Source organism: Mycobacterium sp. PSTR-4-N (assembly GCF_022348085.1).
Taxonomy (GTDB): Bacteria; Actinomycetota; Actinomycetes; order Mycobacteriales; family Mycobacteriaceae; genus Mycobacterium.
The window spans coordinates 278,831-291,779 of sequence record NZ_JAKRFN010000005.1; the positions used below are offsets into that span (position 1 = coordinate 278,831).

Annotated in this window: 14 protein-coding genes; 7 read left to right on the top strand and 7 right to left on the bottom strand. The window is 68.7% G+C overall.

Features of this window, described 5'->3' with window-relative positions; all coding sequences use genetic code 11:
* Nucleotides 1-4: 4 nt before the first annotated feature.
* A complete protein-coding gene (locus MHN84_RS10010) occupies nt 5-481 on the bottom strand; it encodes a hypothetical protein (protein WP_241204472.1) in 477 nt (158 codons plus the stop codon).
* 142 nt (nt 482-623) lie between these two features.
* Here MHN84_RS10010 and MHN84_RS10015 point away from each other — a divergent pair, with 142 nt between their 5' ends.
* Nucleotides 624-1,253: a DedA family protein gene (locus tag MHN84_RS10015; protein ID WP_241204473.1), complete on the top strand. Its 630-nt coding sequence runs from the start codon at nt 624-626 to the stop codon at nt 1,251-1,253.
* 33 nt (nt 1,254-1,286) lie between these two features.
* Nucleotides 1,287-1,775, top strand: a complete 489-nt coding sequence (locus tag MHN84_RS10020; RefSeq protein ID WP_241204474.1) for a MarR family winged helix-turn-helix transcriptional regulator — start codon at nt 1,287-1,289, stop codon at nt 1,773-1,775.
* 6 nt (nt 1,776-1,781) lie between these two features.
* Here MHN84_RS10020 and MHN84_RS10025 read toward each other — a convergent pair whose 3' ends face one another.
* Together MHN84_RS10025 and MHN84_RS10030 are read right to left on the bottom strand one after the other, a co-directional pair.
* The gene (locus MHN84_RS10025; protein WP_241204475.1) at nt 1,782-2,726 is read right to left on the bottom strand and encodes an NADP-dependent oxidoreductase; all 945 of its coding nucleotides are present in this window, start codon (nt 2,724-2,726) and stop codon (nt 1,782-1,784) included.
* Between the two features lie 102 nt (nt 2,727-2,828).
* Nucleotides 2,829-3,860: a fused (3R)-hydroxyacyl-ACP dehydratase subunits HadA/HadB gene (locus MHN84_RS10030; RefSeq protein ID WP_241204476.1), complete on the bottom strand. Its 1,032-nt coding sequence runs from the start codon at nt 3,858-3,860 to the stop codon at nt 2,829-2,831.
* Between the two features lie 78 nt (nt 3,861-3,938).
* Here MHN84_RS10030 and MHN84_RS10035 point away from each other — a divergent pair, with 78 nt between their 5' ends.
* Together MHN84_RS10035 and MHN84_RS10040 are read left to right on the top strand one after the other, a co-directional pair.
* Nucleotides 3,939-6,278 (top strand): arylsulfatase, encoded by a 2,340-nt coding sequence (locus MHN84_RS10035; RefSeq protein ID WP_241204477.1) that lies wholly within the window; start codon nt 3,939-3,941, stop codon nt 6,276-6,278.
* Entirely contained in the window at nt 6,278-6,772 is a 495-nt protein-coding gene (locus MHN84_RS10040) for a MarR family winged helix-turn-helix transcriptional regulator (protein WP_241204478.1), read from the top strand. Before MHN84_RS10035 ends, MHN84_RS10040 begins: the two co-directional genes overlap by 1 nt.
* On the opposite strand, the gene MHN84_RS10045 is transcribed toward MHN84_RS10040, so the two are convergent.
* Complete coding sequence (locus MHN84_RS10045; RefSeq protein WP_241204479.1) at nt 6,773-7,516, bottom strand: SDR family oxidoreductase; 744 nt, start codon at nt 7,514-7,516, stop codon at nt 6,773-6,775.
* Nucleotides 7,517-7,625: 109 nt separating this feature from the next.
* Here MHN84_RS10045 and MHN84_RS10050 point away from each other — a divergent pair, with 109 nt between their 5' ends.
* Both MHN84_RS10050 and MHN84_RS10055 read left to right on the top strand, forming a co-directional pair.
* Nucleotides 7,626-8,609, top strand: coding sequence for a glycoside hydrolase family 6 protein (locus MHN84_RS10050; protein ID WP_374238352.1), 984 nt, complete (start codon nt 7,626-7,628; stop codon nt 8,607-8,609).
* A 54-nt stretch (nt 8,610-8,663) separates the two neighbouring features.
* On the top strand, nt 8,664-9,530 hold the full coding sequence (locus MHN84_RS10055; protein ID WP_241204481.1) for a nitroreductase family protein: 867 nt from the start codon (nt 8,664-8,666) through the stop codon (nt 9,528-9,530).
* An 11-nt stretch (nt 9,531-9,541) separates the two neighbouring features.
* On the opposite strand, the gene MHN84_RS10060 is transcribed toward MHN84_RS10055, so the two are convergent.
* Nucleotides 9,542-10,045, bottom strand: coding sequence for an STAS domain-containing protein (locus MHN84_RS10060; protein ID WP_241204482.1), 504 nt, complete (start codon nt 10,043-10,045; stop codon nt 9,542-9,544).
* A 231-nt stretch (nt 10,046-10,276) separates the two neighbouring features.
* On the opposite strand from MHN84_RS10060, the gene MHN84_RS10065 reads away from it, so the two are divergent.
* A complete protein-coding gene (locus MHN84_RS10065; protein WP_241204483.1) occupies nt 10,277-11,455 on the top strand; it encodes an FAD-dependent monooxygenase in 1,179 nt (392 codons plus the stop codon).
* Here the strand turns inward: MHN84_RS10065 and MHN84_RS10070 are convergent.
* Together MHN84_RS10070 and MHN84_RS10075 are read right to left on the bottom strand one after the other, a co-directional pair.
* Nucleotides 11,444-11,830: a hypothetical protein gene (locus tag MHN84_RS10070; RefSeq protein WP_241204484.1), complete on the bottom strand. Its 387-nt coding sequence runs from the start codon at nt 11,828-11,830 to the stop codon at nt 11,444-11,446. The two genes, MHN84_RS10065 and MHN84_RS10070, sit on opposite strands and share 12 nt — an antisense overlap.
* A 31-nt stretch (nt 11,831-11,861) precedes the next feature.
* Entirely contained in the window at nt 11,862-12,932 is a 1,071-nt protein-coding gene (locus tag MHN84_RS10075) for an aldo/keto reductase (RefSeq protein WP_241204485.1), read from the bottom strand.
* Nucleotides 12,933-12,949: the final 17 nt, after the last annotated feature.

Sequence of the window (12,949 nt, forward strand, 5' to 3'; positions counted from 1 at the left end):
GGGCTCAGACGTGCGCGGGTGTGCGCTGCTCCATCGGCTCGGTGTCGAGCACCTCGACGTCGCGCAGCTTGCCCTTCAGCGCGGCGACGCGCCGGAGTTGATTGGCCATGTTCAGCGATGTCAGCATCGGGATTCCGCCGATGAACGTCCGGAACGACGGGTGCCCCCCGTCGAGGTGCAGGACGAACATGCACCCCACGACGTAGAAGAACCCGAGGGTGAACAGCGCGGCGGGAATGGCGTAGGCGAGTGGGGAGCGGGCGTCGTCGATCAGCTCGGCCGCATAGCGGGCTTCATCACGTGTCAGCGGTTGCCGCTTCCGTAGCTTCGCCAGCACCTCCTTGTGCGCGCCGACGGTGTCACCCAACGGGTGCGACGTCCGCCGCTCGAGGCGCCCGATGTAGGCGAAAACGCCAGTGGCGAAAACGATTTCGGCGACAGCGGCAAGCACCGTCAGATCGCCCCACAGACCGAGACCCACGATGGAACTCCTCACGCTCGACAAGAAAGGTTACCCGGGCTAACTGTTGTCGACGCAGGCTCACAGCAAGGACACAGGAAGGCTGGTCACGGGCGCCCCTCGGTACCCTCGCGGGTGATCCCCCTCAGGAAAGGCTCCCCCGTTGACGACACAGTCCGCGACCGCTGTGGATGGTATTGCCGGCTGGACGGTCGAGTTGATGGAGCGGTGGGGCGGCCTCGGTGCCGGCATCGCGATCGCGGCCGAGAACCTCTTCCCGCCGGTGCCGAGCGAGGTGATCCTGCCGATGGCGGGCTTCGCCGCACGCCTCGGCGACCTGTCGCTGGCCGAGGCGATCGCCGGTGCCACCGCGGGCTCCCTCGTCGGCGCCTGGCTGCTGTACGCGCTCGGGGCGTGGCTCGGGCACGACCGGATGCGTGCGTTGATCCTGCGGATTCCCCTCGTCGACGCCGAGGACGTCGACAGAACGACGGCATGGTTCGGCAAGCACGGCGCCAAGGCGGTGCTGATCGGCCGCGTGATCCCGCTGTTCCGCAGCTTCATCTCGATCCCGGCAGGCGCCGAGCGCATGAACTTCGCGCTGTTCACGGTGCTGACGCTGCTCGGCAGCCTGGTGTGGAACAGCGCCCTGATCGGCGCGGGCTACGTGCTCGGGGCCAATTGGCACGCCATCGATCCGTACACCGCCGTCCTGCAGTACCTGGTGCTCGGCGCCGTCGCCCTCTGGACCGTCCGATTCGTCATCGCGCGGAGGCGTCGCGCCCGGGCGTAAGACACTTCGACATCGAAGCACTAGGGTGGTGCGGTGGCCGACTCGTTGAACCCCGAGCAACTGCGGGCGTACTTCGCGTTGATGGAGTCGGTCAGCCTTCTGCAGTACGCGGTCCGCCAACAGCTCCACGGCGACGGCGGCCTGAGCTACGTGCAGTTCGAGATCCTCGCGAAGCTCTCGGACAACGATCGACCGCTCACGATGACCGAGCTTGCCGACGGCGTGGTCTACAGCCGTTCCGGACTGACCCACCAGGCCGGCCTTCTGGAACGGCAGGGCTTGATCACGCGCACCCCGTCGCCCGACGACCAGCGCGCCACCGTCGTCGAGATCACCGAAGCGGGCCGCGACCGGGTGGCGGCGGTGCTGCCGGGGCACATCGAGGTCGTGCGGGAGTTGCTCTTCGACGCGCTGTCCGTCCGCGACGTGCGTGTACTCGCGGACATGATGAGCGCGGCGCGCGACCACATGCGTGCTCGCCCGCCGCGCTCCGCGGCCCGCCGCCGCCACCGCGCCGACTGACCGGCGTCAGTTCCCCGCGGGGACGAGCAACGTCTTACCGTGCAGGCGGCCGCTGTCGGAGTCGTCGTGCACGGCGGCGGTCTCTGCGAGGGGGCGGCGATCGGCGACCTCGATGCGCAGCTGCCCCTCGTCGACGCGCGTGACCAGCGCGGCCAGTTGGGCGGCATCGCTGCGGACAAACACCCGCTGTGTGCGGACACCCCGTGGCGGCTCCTCGGGTCCGAACACCATGGTGCCCACGTGGAATCCGCCGTCGGCGATCAGGCTGATCAGTTCCCGCGTCTGTTCGTCGGTGGTGGAGACGAGGTTCAGGACGACGTCGAACGGGGCGCCTTCGACCTGGATGGGCGAGTGGGTGTAGTCGATGTGGGCGACCAGCTGGTCGGCCCCGAGGCCCAGCAGCCGCTGCGCGTCCCGGTCCCTGGTCGTCGCCGTGACGTGTGCGCCGGCCTGCTTCGCCAATTGCACGGCGTACCCCCCGACGGCTCCCGATGCCCCGTTGATCAGCACTCGCTGTCCTGATGTGAGCCCGGCGATCTCGAACAGGGCCTGCCAGGCGGTCAGCGCAGGCTCGGGCAGCGCGGCGGCGTCGGCCAGGGGCACCGAGGTGGGAGCCGCGGCCAACGCCTGCGCGGGCACCACGGCGTACTCGGCGGCCGCGCCGTCCGCATCGAGAGGCAGGAACGCCACCACGGCGTCGCCGACGGTCCACCCGGTCACGCCGTCGCCCAGCTCAGCGACCGTGCCGGCCACGTCCACACCCGGGATGTGGGGGAACGCGACCTGGTAGACCTCGGCGAGGTAACCGCCCCGGATGCCCGCGTCCACCGGGTTGAACGAGGTGGCTGCGACCTCGACCAGCACCTGCTGCGGCCCGGGTGTCGGGCGCGGCGCGTCCTCGTAACGCAGCACGTCACTGCTGCCGTATTCGTGGTACCGGATTGCCTTCATGGTGTCCTCCTCCAGCTCATGTGCTTCGAATTCGAAGCATCTGGAGGCTGCAACTCACTTCACTGTCGAAGCATTCCCGAGAGCCCGGAGGTCTTGCGGTGGTCAGGAAAACCGGACCGCGAGGGTGGCGAGGCCGAAGATCTTCTTGCCGGCCGACTTCGCGCCCACGATCAGGACCCCCGACCGCGTCTCGGGGTCCAGAGACTTCACCTTGCCGCTGAACTCGACGTCGGCGCCCTCCTTGGCCGACACGATCGCCGGCGCCGACAACCGCACGGCGAATCGCAGCGCCGCGCCGGGATCACCGGTCCACGACGAGGCGAATCCGGCGCCCAAGCCCATCGTCAGCATGCCGTGCGCGATCACATCGGGCAGCCCGGCCAGCTTGGCGATGTCCTCGTCCCAATGAATGGGGTTGGCGTCGCCGGCCACGCCGGCGTAGTTGACCAGGTCGCCCCGCGAGAGCCGGGTGTGGTGCACGGGGATCTCCTCGCCGGCGGCCACGTCGTCGAACGCCCGCGAGCCCGGCGTCCGCGTCGAGCCACCGTCGGACACCCGGACGTCACCGTCGGGCCGCACCGTCTTCTCGTAGCCCTCTTGCGATCCTCCGATGTCGAGGATGTTCATGTCGTGCATCATCGCGTTCTGCACCGCGGTCTTGACGTCGGCGCCGATGTCCTCGGCCGTCACCCCGACCACCGTGGTGTGCAGTGTGTGCACCCGCTCGCCTGCGGCGTCGGTGAACGTGTTGGTGACGGTGATCAGGTCACGCCCGGCGATGCGGCGTACCGAGGTCAGTTCGACGTCGATATTCAGCTCGTCGCCCGCCACGATCGGGCGGTGCTGCTCGAAGACCTCCTCGGTCTGCATGTAGGTGTCGTAGCCGACGACCACCTCTTCGAACATCCGGCGGTTGCACTGCATCCCCGGCGCCGAGGTGAATGTCAGCGGCGCGATCAGGTCGGCGTAGCCGAGGGCAGCGGCGGCGTCGACGTCCCAATGTGCCGGGTGGTAGTCCTGCACGGCGCGGGCATACTCGCGCAACTTCTCGCGGCCGACGAGGTACGTGCCGTCCATCTGGTAGTAGTGGCCCACCCGGGCTTCCAACGGCGACGTTTCGGCTGCGGCAGTCATGACTGCGTGATCTTACGCGTGACGCAGCGGGCACCTTTGTCGCAGACTGTGTGCGCACCGCTCGGCGAAGGAGATCAGGTGACCGACAGCCCATCCGTGTCCATCGTTGCTCCACCACTGCCAGGAGGGGCGACCCTGCCCTTCCCGCCGGTGCCCTCGGGCAGCGTCGCCGGCCGCACCTTGGGCGAGTCGACGTATGCGCCGCGTCCCAAGCCGCAGCGGCTGCACCCGGACACCCCCAACATCGTGATCGTGCTGATCGACGACGCGGGCCCCGGGCTCCCCTCGACCTTCGGCGGCGAGATCAGAACCGACACGCTGGACCGAATGACATCAGAAGGTGTGTCCTACAACAGGTTCCACACCACGGCGATGTGTTCGCCGACGCGGGCCTCGCTGCTCACCGGGCGCAATCACCACGAGATCGGCAACGGTCAGATCGCCGAGCTGGCCAATGATTGGGACGGTTATGCCGGCAAGATCCCCCGCTCGAGCGCGACGGTGGCCGAGGTACTCAAGCAGTACGGATATGCCACATCGGCCTTCGGTAAGTGGCACAACACCCCGGCGGAGGAGACGACCGCAGCCGGTCCGTTCGAGAATTGGCCCACAGGGCTGGGATTCGAATACTTCTACGGATTCCTCGCCGGCGAGGCCTCCCAGTACGAGCCCCACCTGGTGCGCAACACCACCGTCGTGACCCCGCCGCGGACGCCCGAGGAGGGCTATCACCTGTCGGAGGACCTGGCCGACGACGCGATCGGCTGGCTGCGGCGCCACCGCGCGTTCAACGCCGACAAACCGTTCTTCATGTATTGGGCCAGCGGCTGTCTGCACGGACCGCACCACATCATGAAGGACTGGGCAGACAAGTACGCCGGGGCCTTCGACGACGGATGGGACGCCTACCGGGCCCGGGTGTTCGAGCGAGCCAAGGAGAAGGGCTGGCTGCCGGCCGACTGCCAACTGACCGAACGCGACGAGACGCTGCCCGCGTGGGACGACATCCCCGAGGACGAGAAACCGTTCCAGCGGCGGCTGATGGAGGTCGCGGCCGGCTACGCCGAACACGTCGACGTCCAGGTCGGTCGCCTCGCCGACGAGCTCGACCGGCTCGGCTACGCCGACAACACGGTGTTCGTCTACATCTGGGGTGACAACGGCTCCTCTGGTGAGGGACAGAACGGCACCATCGCAGAGCTGTTGGCGCAGAACGGGATTCCGACGACGGTTCGGCAGCACATCGATGCGCTCGAGGAGTTGGGCGGCCTCGACGTGCTCGGCTCGCCTGTGGTGGACAACCAGTATCACGCGGGATGGGCGTGGGCGGGCTCGACGCCGTACAAGGGCATGAAACTGCTGGCGTCCCATCTCGGTGGCACCCGCAACCCGATGGTGGTGCGATGGCCCGCAAAGGTCGCGGCCGACCCCACGCCGCGCGACGTGTTCCTGCACTGCAACGACGTCGTGCCCACGCTGTACGAGCTGATCGGCATCGAGCCTCCGCGGTCGGTGAACGGCGAACCCCAGATGCCGCTCGCGGGCGTCAGCTTCGCCCGGACGCTCACCGACCGGTCGGCTGACGGCGGCAAACCCACCCAGTACTTCGAGATCATGGGCAGCCGGGCCATCTACCACGAAGGATGGCTGGCGTGTGCCCGCGGCCCGCGTTTGCCGTGGGTGCCCGGTCAACCGGAGGGCATCGCCACCTGGACACCCGACCATGACGCGTGGGAGCTCTACCACCTCGACGAGGACTGGTCGCAGGCACACGATCTCGCCACCGCACACCCCGACAAGCTCGCTCAGATGCGCGAGATGTTCGCGATCGAAGCCGCCCGCAACGCGGTGCTTCCGATCGGCGGTGGACTGTGGGTGCCGGTGTATCACCCGGAATTGCGCATCACCCCGCCGTACAGCGAGTGGGAGTTCTCCGGTGACATGGTGCGCATGCCCGAGTTCTGCGCTCCGGCACTCGGCAACAAGGACAACACCGTGGTCATCGACGCGGAGATCCCGGCGAACGCCAACGGGGTGCTGTATGCCCTCGGCGGCGCGGCCGGCGGGCTCACCTGCTACTTCGACGACGGCTACCTCTGCTACGAGTACAACTTGTTCATCCTGTCCCGCACCGTGATCCGCTCGGAAGGGCGCATCAACCCGGGCCGGTCGCAGATCGTCGTGACGACGCGCTATGCGGAACGTCGACCCGCCGGACCGCTCGACGTCACCGTGACGGTCGACGGAGACGACGTCGCGGCGGGCCGGGTTCCCATCAGCGCACCGTTGCTGTTCACCGCCAACGACTGCCTCGACATCGGCACCTGCCTGGGCTCGCCCGTGTCACGGGACTATCGCGAACGGGCTCCGTTCCCCTTCGAGGGACACATCGACCGCGTGCACGTCGCCTACCTCTAGTGGCGGGCGACGGACTCACCGCCTCTCAGCAGCGGGCGTGGGTCGCCTACATGCGGGTGTACCACCGGCTCGAGTACGAGATGAACCGGCACCTGCAGCGCGACTGCGGGATGTCACTTGCGGACTACACGGTGCTCAACGCGCTCTACAACGCGCCGGGGCGCAGTGCCCAACTGTCCAGCTTGGCCACCGTCATCGGATGGGAGCGCAGCCGGCTCTCGCACCACCTGAAGCGCATGGCCACGCGCGGGCTGATCGACCGGCTGCCCTCGACCGCCGACCGCCGCGCCACCGACATCACGCTCGCCGACGACGGCGCCCGCCGGTTCCGGGAAGCCGCCCCGGTGCATGCCGCCTGGGTGAGCGAGACGGTGTTCTCCGACACCGACCGTGGCCAGGAGACGGCGCTGGCCGACGTCCTGACCACGGTCCACGACTCACTCCTGCGCGCGGGCACGCTCCCGCCTCCGGGATTCGGGCCGCCGGCCGACTAGTCACACCTGTTCTGTGCCACCGTCGACGAACACCTCTGCCCCCGTCATGAAGCTGCTCTGATCCGACGCCAGGAACAGCACCGCAGCCGCGATCTCCTCCGGCCGGCCGACCCGGCCCAACGGGACCTTCGCCGCCTCGGAGTCCAACAGCTCCTGCTCGGCACCCGGGGCCAGCCCGACCAGTCCCGGTGTCTCGATCGGGCCGGGCACCACGGTGTTGACCCGGATGCCGCTGGGCGCCAATTCGGCAGCCCAGGTGCGGCCGAAGGAGCGGATCGCCGCCTTGGTGGCCGCGTACACACTGAACGACGGCGTGCCGTTGGAGGCCGCCGTGGAGCCCGCGAGGACGATCGAGGCGCCGCGATTGAGCAGAGGCAGCACCTTCTGCACGGTGAACAGAGTGCCGCCCACGTTGGTGGTGAACGTCGAGGTGAAGTGCTCGACGGTGATGTCGGGCAGTGCGGCGAACTCGCCGCCGCCGGCGTTGGTGAACACCACGTCCAAGCCCTTGCCCCGGGCCGCGATGGCGTCGACGACCGCCGTGAGTTCCTCCGGCTTCGACACGTCGCTGCGGACCCCCGTCGCCGCATCGCCGATCGACGCGACGGCTGCGTCCAGCGCATCCTGCCGACGACCGGTGATCACGACATGAGCGCCCTCGGCGGCCAGGCGCTGCGCGGTGGCCAGTCCGATCCCTGAGGTGCCGCCGGTGACGAGTGCGGTCTTGCCGTCCAGCTGTCCCATGATGCTTCCCTTCTCTTGGTGGATACGCGCTTCAACGTAGGTGACATGTCACCTATTCCAGGTGTGGATTGGCGCGCGGTCGGCGACCGGCACTAGGTTTCTCTGGGTGATTTCCCGCGCTGCGCGCGTCATCGCGCGCTGGACCGTTCCGCTCCTGGCCGTGCTCACCGTCGCTGGACTCGTCTCGGCTCCGGTCACTCCTGCACCGGCGATCCGCCTCGCGGCCGACGCCAACCCGCTGGCGGGATTGCCCTTCTACGTCAACCCCGATTCCAAGGGCATCAGGGCGGCTCGCGGCGCCGGCAATCCGACGCTGGACCGAGTGGTCAACACGCCCACCGCGTACTGGATGGACCAGCTGTCCACTCCGGCGGTCGACGCGAAGTACATCGCGACCGCACAGGCTGCAGGCACCATGCCGATCCTCGCCCTCTACGGCATCCCGCACCGCGACTGCGGCAGCTTCGCCGCGGGCGGCTTCGGATCCGCGGGCGCCTACCGCAACTGGATCGACGGTGTCGCGGGCGCGATCGGCGGCGGACCTGCCACCGTGATCCTCGAGCCCGACGCCCTCGCGATGGCCGACTGCCTCTCGGGCGATCAACGTCAGGAGCGGTTCGATCTGATCTCGTATGCGGTGGACACGTTGACGCGCAACCCCGGCACCGCCGTCTACGTCGACGCCGGCCACTCCCGGTGGGTCAGCGCCGAGGAGATGGCGAACCGGCTCAACCAGGTCGGTGTCGCCAAGGCTCGCGGCTTCAGCCTCAACACCGCGAACTTCTTCACCACCGAGGAAGAGATCGGCTACGGCTCGGCGATCTCCGGCATGACCGGCGGTAAGCCGTTCGTCATCGACACCTCGCGCAACGGCGCCGGCCCGGTCGAGGGTGACCCGCTGTACTGGTGCAACCCCGAAGGACGTGCCCTCGGCGTGGCGCCCACCGCCAACACCGGCAACCCGCAGGTGGACGCCTTCCTGTGGGTCAAGCGGCCCGGCGAATCCGACGGTTCGTGCGGCCGCGGCGAGCCGGGCGCCGGCACCTTCGTCAACCAGTACGCCATCGACCTGGCCCGCAACGCCGGCTGGTGAGCATCCCGCGCGCGTAGGATTTCTTCCGCAGAACCCCGGGCGGAAGGACACACGGTGGCGAGCGGACCCGATACCGCGACGCTGAAGCGGGTGCTGGAGGCGGCCGGTTGGGCGCCATCGGCACAGAACACGCAACCGTGGCAGTGGCAGGTCGACCCCGACGCCCTGCATTTGGACGCCGACTGGAGTCGCCGGCTCGGCGGGTCACCCTTCGACCGACGTGACGTCCTGCTCGCCTGCGGAGCCGTGCTCGATCACTGCGCGATCGCGCTGGGCGCTGCGGGCTGGGCCACCCGCATCCACCGCTTTCCCGGCGGCGCCGTGCTCGATCCCGGTCTGGATCCTGTGCGCCTGGCGACCTTCGAGATGATCGAATCGGTTCCCGCGCCCGCCGCGCGCGAGCTCGCCGGTGTCATCCGCCGCCGCCGGTCCGACCGGCGTGGCTACGGCACCGCTGCCCTTCCCGACGCGACGATCGAAACGCTGCTGGTGCGTGCTGCGCGCCGCGGTGTGGATCTGGCGGTGGTGCCGACCGCCCGCTGGCACCGCGACGACTCCGGGCAGGTGCATCTCCACTTCGGCGACGCGGTCCACGCCGGCCCGACCGCAACCCCTGCCGACGGCGCGCTGCTCATGCTCGGCACCGAGGACGACTCCGATGCGGCACGGCTGCGCGCCGGGGAAGTGGCCAGCCGCGTTCTCCTGTCGGCGACGGCGCTGGGTTTGGCGACCTGTCCGTTGACCGAGCCGCTGCGCTCGGCGCGGGACCGCGTCGCGGTGGCGTGTGAGGTGTTCGACGGCACCCGGCACCCCCAGATGCTGATCCGCATCGGCACACCACCGCCCGATGCGCCGGATGTGCCGCCCGTCGCCCGGCGGCCGCTGGCCGAGACGACGACGTGGTCGGTATCCGGGGATTAGTGGCGCGGGGGTCAGCGGCGCATCCGCTGCGGTGGCGTTGATCGGCGCTGCGGCCGGTGCCATCCCGACTGCGCCGTCCAGATGACGTGGGCGAGACCGTGCCCGAGGCGGTCCAGACGGGCAAGCGCCGACGCCAGATCGGCGGCGAGCGGAAGCTCGCCGTCCGGGTCGCAGATCGACAGCATCCGGCGCACCGGGTCGCCGCCCACGATCATCCAGTCCACGTCGATGCGCGTGCAGTGCACGCTGATGTAATACAGCGCCGTGAAACCGGCGGTGCCGAAGAATTCGACGGCGCGCAAGTCGAGCACGAGTTGCTTCGAGATCCGTGTGTGGCGCTGTACGTAGCGGCCGAATTCCCGGCCGTTGAGAGCGTCGATCTCACCGACGACCGCGATGGCGACCCGGGTGGACGAGCAGTGCCGGGCCTCGAAAACGGCTGGGCCGCAACGCTGTTGCTCGTAGTCCGAGCTGTACTGCATGGAGAAGCCGCGCTGCTTCTCGACGGTGGTCATGGTGTTGGCACCTCGGATCGGTCGAACTCGTGGACACTCCGCGGGCTGCAAGCTCAACCAAAGTCAAGATAGTACGGATTTCGTTTGAGCGAAAGGTTCGTTCGCATTCTTGACAGACGCCTCTCAGCAGCGCGTCTGTGTCTGCGCATCGCCTGAAAATTGACGCTCAGGCTGATCTGACGCGGAAGTGCTACGAAATCCGTCGTCGCGTCACCGCAGGCACAATGGATCGTGCCCTCACATGCGATCATCTCCGGCGCCGGCATCGCCGGTCCTGCCCTGGCCCACCAACTCACCGCGCGCGGCTGGCGCACCACCGTTCTCGAGCGTTACCCGCAGCGTCGCGACGAGGGACAGAACGTCGACATCCGCGGCGCCGCACGTGAGGTCATCCGGCGCATGGGTATCGACGCCGACGTGCGCGCGGCGAACACCACCGAGATCGGAACCCGTTTCGTCACCGCCGACGGGCGAGCCGCGGCCTCGTTCCCGGTCGGCAGCGGGGGCCGCTCCGACGGACCCACCGCCGAACTGGAAATCCTGCGCGGTGAACTGTCCCGCATCCTCGTCGAACACACCGAACAGCAGACCGACTACCGTTTCGACACCCAGCTCTGCGACGTCACCGACCACGGCGACCGGGTGACCGCGGCTCTGAGCGACGGCTCGACGTTGGACGCGGACGTTCTCGTCATCGCCGAGGGGCTGTACTCGCGGTCGCGCCGGTTCGTCACCCCCGTCGCCGTTCACACCCTGGGGATGTACTGCGCCTATGCCACGCTGCCGCGGGAGCACACCGACGACCGATGGTGGAACTGGCAGCACGCCACCAGGTCTCGCAGCGTGCACCTTCGACCTGACAACCTCGGCACCACCCGGGCATTGCTGACGTTCATGTCCGACGTGCGGGGCCTCGAGGAACTCAGCAGCGGGGACCAGATCACGCTGCTGCGTCGCACGTTCGCCGACGTCGGGGGCGCCGCGCCGCGCATCCTCGATGCCCTCGACGACGGAGCACCGATGTACTTCTCCGCCGTCGGGCAGGTGCATCCGCCGGTCTGGAGCAAGGGACGCATCGGGCTGCTCGGCGACAGCGCGTTCTGCAACGCGACGTTCGGCGGTGCCGGCACCAGCCTCGCGCTGATCGGCGGCCATCTGTTGGCCCGCGAACTCGCCGACGGTGACGATCCCGGCGGCGCGCTGCGCCGCTACCAGCGAGTCATGCAACCGTTCGTCGCGACCGCGCCCACCGTCCGTGAAGACACGCTGCGGCTGGCCAATCCACGCTCGCAGGCCGGGGTGCGCGCCGTGCACGCCGTCGGGCGCGTCGCGGCCGGCCCGCTCGGCAGGGCAGTCGGTGCGGTGTCGGGAATGGCAGGCATCGGCGGTGACGAGGTGTCACTGCCCTGACGCGTGCAGCACTGCGTCGATGACCCTCATCTCAGCGGCGCTCGCCCACGATGGATTCGACTGCATCGGAACGCGAAACACCTCGAGCTCGGCCAACTCCGGAACCGTCCGCAGGTGTGCCGCCGTCAGCGGCGTGGAGAGCAGCGGGATGTGCACCGGTACCCGGTGGCGGCCGTCGGCGATCACCACGTCGCCGGTGATCCGTCCCAGACCCCAGATGCCGCGGTCCGGCCGCGTCGTCACCCACAGCAGCACCCGCTGGCCGGGCTGCATCAACCGCGTTCGGTAGTTGTCGGCCACACACCACTGCGGCGCAGTGTGTCCGGCCGCGACCATGGGCTCGACCGGCGTGTGGCGCGGATTGGCCTTGATCACCCACGAGCCCAGCGTCTCGAGCGAGACCCGGTCAGACGTCGGAGCTCTCCCGCCACAGGTCGATGCCGGATTCGATGGCGTACCGGTCGATCTCGGCGAGTTCCTCGTCGGTGAAGTCCAGATTCTTCAACGCGCCCAGGTTCTCGTCGAGCTGGGCCACGCTCGACGCGCCGATCAACGTCGACGCCACCGTCGGCTCCCGCAGGACCCAGGCCAGCGCCAGCTGGGCCAGCGACTGACCGCGACGTTCGGCGATGGCGGCCAGGCCCCGCAGCCGCTCCAGCACGTCGTCGGTGACCTGCTCGTCATCGAAGGTCGGCCGCGCCGTCGCACGCTCCACGCCGTCGGCGGGCTGGGTGAGATAGCGGTCGGTGAGCAGGCCCTGCGCCAGCGCGGTGAACGCGATCGCGCCCATGCCCGCCGTGTTCAGCTCGGCGGCCAGACCGTCCTCGATCCAGCGGTTCAGAAGCGAGTACGACGGCTGATGGATGACCAGGGGCGTGCCCAGCCGGCGCGCGATCGCCGACGCCTCTGCCGTCTTGGATTGCGAGTACGACGAGATGCCGACGTAGCGGGTCTTGCCCATGCGGACCGCCGTGTCGAGCGCGCCGATCGTCTCCTCCAGCGGAGTGTTCGCATCGATGCGATGGGAGTAGAAGATGTCGACGTAGTCCAGGCCGAGGCGATCGAGGGACTCGTCGAGGCTGTTCAACACATAGGTGCGGCCGCCGAGCTGACCGTACGGGCCGGGCCACATGTCCCAGCCGGCCTTGGTGGAGATCAGCAACTCGTTGCGGTACGGCTTGAAGTCTCGGCGCAGCATGCGGCCGAAGTTCTCCTCCGCCGAACCGTACGGCGGGCCGTAGTTGTTGGCGAGGTCGAAATGCGTGATGCCGCGATCGAAGGCGTGCCGCAACACTTCTCGCTGCGTATCGAACGGCCGGTTGTCGCCGAAGTTGTACCAGAGCCCCAGCGAGATCGCGGGGAGCAGCAGCCCCGAGGTGCCCACCCTCCGGTAGGGCATCTCGCTGTACCGCTGGGCCGAGGCCACCCAGGGGTCGTGGGTGAACGGAACGTCGGTGATCGCGAACTGCTCGGCCATCTGTTCATCGTAGGCGT

Excerpts from the sequence above, each read along its gene's own strand:
- MHN84_RS10045 (WP_241204479.1), bottom strand. The coding sequence starts at position 7,516 with ATGGGACAGCTGGACGGCAAGACCGCACTCGTCACCGGCGGCACCTCA.
- MHN84_RS10025 (WP_241204475.1), bottom strand. The coding sequence starts at position 2,726 with ATGAAGGCAATCCGGTACCACGAATACGGCAGCAGTGACGTGCTGCGT.
- MHN84_RS10060 (WP_241204482.1), bottom strand. The coding sequence starts at position 10,045 with ATGACCACCGTCGAGAAGCAGCGCGGCTTCTCCATGCAGTACAGCTCG.
- MHN84_RS10075 (WP_241204485.1), bottom strand. The coding sequence starts at position 12,932 with ATGGCCGAGCAGTTCGCGATCACCGACGTTCCGTTCACCCACGACCCC.
- MHN84_RS10030 (WP_241204476.1), bottom strand. The coding sequence starts at position 3,860 with ATGACTGCCGCAGCCGAAACGTCGCCGTTGGAAGCCCGGGTGGGCCAC.